This window comes from Mycobacterium sp., assembly GCF_032162105.1.
In the GTDB taxonomy this organism is placed as follows: Bacteria; Actinomycetota; Actinomycetes; order Mycobacteriales; family Mycobacteriaceae; genus Mycobacterium.
Genome location: NZ_JAVRPS010000476.1, coordinates 1 through 2,717, shown reverse-complemented (window position 1 = coordinate 2,717; position 2,717 = coordinate 1). Strand labels below are relative to the sequence as shown.

2 protein-coding genes and 2 pseudogenes are annotated in these 2,717 nt (G+C 65.0%); 1 reads left to right on the top strand and 3 read right to left on the bottom strand.

The genetic code is table 11. The annotated features are described in order from the left end of the window. Window positions 1–197: pseudogene (locus tag QOC69_RS24570) on the top strand (hypothetical protein); the annotation flags it as partial. 15 nt (window positions 198–212) lie between these two features. Here the strand turns inward: QOC69_RS24570 and QOC69_RS24565 are convergent. From QOC69_RS24565 to QOC69_RS24555, 3 genes and pseudogenes are all read right to left on the bottom strand, one after another. Then, entirely contained in the window at window positions 213–1,475 is a 1,263-nt protein-coding gene (locus QOC69_RS24565) for a DUF445 domain-containing protein (protein WP_526444508.1), read from the bottom strand. Further along, complete coding sequence (locus tag QOC69_RS24560) at window positions 1,475–2,158, bottom strand: Abi-alpha family protein (protein ID WP_526444506.1); 684 nt, start codon at window positions 2,156–2,158, stop codon at window positions 1,475–1,477. Before QOC69_RS24560 ends, QOC69_RS24565 begins: the two co-directional genes overlap by 1 nt. A gap of 242 nt (window positions 2,159–2,400) precedes the next feature. After that, a pseudogene (locus QOC69_RS24555) lies at window positions 2,401–2,717 on the bottom strand (IS3-like element ISAar24 family transposase); the annotation flags it as partial.

Genomic DNA, 2,717 nt, shown 5'->3' with positions numbered 1-2,717 from the left:
TCATCACCATCACCGGACCCGCCCAGCACCTCGTGGTCACCGACCAAAAGGGCAGACCTCTGAAGGCGGGATCGCTGGCCCGACCCCCGACCACACCCCCACCCGCGGTCAAACCATGTGCCGGACCAACCGGCGAACGCGCCGACTGGTGGTGGTACCAGCCGTTCCAACCCCAACCACCACCCACAACCAACTAGTGGCGTGACGCAGCGTCAGTGCGCGAACAGTTCGATGACCTGAACCTGGAGCTCGCCGACCAGACCGCCGAGGATGGCACCGACCGCAATCATCAGCGGTTCGTCGTCCTTGAAGACGGGTCGGAGGATCGACTCGTACTCCTCGTTGGTGAGCGCGTTCATCTTCTCCACGATGGTGTTCTCCAGGTCGATCACCTCCGTCGCGTAGTCCTGTGCGTCGAGCAAGGTCGTCGGCAGCCGCTCGAGGACCAGCGCCACCACTCGGTCCTTGACTGCGCGGTAGCGCTTGGTGCCGACGGCGAGCACGACGACGGGGGTCGCGATGCCCGTCTGTGCGTCGATCGCCGCGTCGATCTCCTTGGCGACGAGCGCGAAGAGCTTGTCCGCGCCCGGTCCCTTGATGATGCCGTCGAACAGAATCTCCGGGGTGAAGAGGTCGTCGGCCAGGATCTTGGCGTAGTCGCGGGTGATCTTGGCCCGCTGGGCGTGCAGCAGCCCCTGGAACGGAATGAAGCCGAGGAACTTCCTCGGTTGTACGGGGCGGAACAACATGTTCAGCGCGATGTAGTCACTGACGAACCCCACCGCGAAGCCGAACGCGGGCATGATCCACGGATTCTTGAACAGCGCCCACGCCACCATCTGGACCAGCCCGATGCCGAATCCGAAGACGATTCCGCTGCGCCGCACGAACGCCATCGCATCGGTGGTCATGCCGCGGAACAGCTTGACCAGCTTCTCCTTGTTGCGCACCAGCGTGGTGACGGCCAGGAATTGCAGGTCGACGTACCGGCTCAGGTCCGCCTTGAGCTCGATGAGCACCTTCTCGGTGATCCCCGGCACCTGGGCGTGAATCCTGGATTGGATCGCCTGCCTGCCCGCATCTGGAAGCGCATCCCACAGGCCGGGGCGGAGCTGCTCGGCGAGCTCCCGGGAGATCTCGTCGACCGCCTGGATCAGGGGCTTCCGCAGCGCCTCGACCGCCTCGTCGGCGTCGATGCGGTCCAGTAGCTCTTCGGGTTTGAGCAGATTCTCCGTCAGCAGCTCGATGGTCTTGGAGCCGACCTTGCCTGCCCGCCGTGGCACGATGCCCTGCCAGCCGAATGGCCCGATGCCCTTGAATTCCAGTGGCCGGTACAGCATCTCCAGCGCAACGATCTTCGTGCTCCACCCGACGAAGGCCGCGATCAACGGCATCGACAGGTAGATCAGCCAGTTGGCGCCGAAGTCATGGGTGATCTCCGACCAGCTGGACAGCGCGACGACGGACGTCGTCACTAAGCGTCGCCCTGCATGGTCGCCTCCCACAGCGACGTGCCGAGGCCGGACAGGCTCAGCACGTACTTCTCGACCTTCGCCGAAATCGGCCCCCGCGACGCGCTCTTGATCGCGGCGAGCACCATCGACTCCGCCATGAGTACCTCGTACTCGGTCTCGAGAGCGGGGTCCTCGGGCCCCTTCTCGACGAGGCCGAGCGACAGCAGGTGGCTAACGTACTGTGGGACCATCTGGGGCAGCGCGACATTGGCGGTGCGGCCGATGAGAGACGCGTTCTCCAAGGTGGCCCGCCCTGGCACCCGCGGCCGAGTCCAGCTGAACACGTTCACCAACGGCGACACCGAACCGTCGGACAGGGCCCCGATGATCCGGGCCTCGTCGGCCACCAACTGGTCGAGCAGGTGATGGTAGAGCTCGACCTGGCTGCTACGGGTGTTCTGGCCCAGTGCCCGGTCCAGCAGCCGAGTCATCTTGCCGGTCAACGAGTCGGGGTCCGGTTCATCGGTGACGGGAGCCGGTTCCGGAGCCGAAGCCTTGGGAGCGCCATCGGGGTCCAACGCGTCGAGTCCGCTGCGCAGTGCGGCCACGACCTGTTCCTCGGCCCAGTCGTAGACGTTGATGCCCACGCGGGCTGCGCCGACGGCCCGCCCCAGCAACCCGCGCGCATCGAAGGAGAAGTCCACCCCAGAAAGTTAATGGCGCGAGGCGCCCAGACACGCGGCTTCGGCACAATCTCACACCCGAAGTGCCGTTGAGTGCGCCCGAAGGGATTCGAACCCCCAACCTTCTGATCCGTAGGCACGGGCGGGTGACGTGACTAGGCACGACGCGCGTTTAACTGTCGCGTAGTCGAGGGTGTCTGGAAGCCCGACTGTCGTCATCGTTGTCGTCAGAACTGTCGTCAGCTCACAAGGGTGGAACAGCGTCACTCCCGCCTCCTCGTACCCGGCGATCCTGCGTTGACGATTTGATGTGTCAAGGGTGGCGAGGCATCAACGTGGTGACGTCGAAGACGCAGGGAGAACGTGTCCAGCACGACCGCGCAGTACACCTTGCCCTCATAGGTGCGATGCTCGGTGATGTCGGTGACCCACAACCGATTTGGAGCGTCGCGGGTGAACGTCCGCTCCACCAGATCGTTGGCAGTCGGCGTCTCGTGCTGGGGCCCGGGACGCCGGTTACCCGGCAGCCCCTTGATCACGGCGCGGGCCATCAGTGCCCTCGACCTGGTTGTGGCGCATC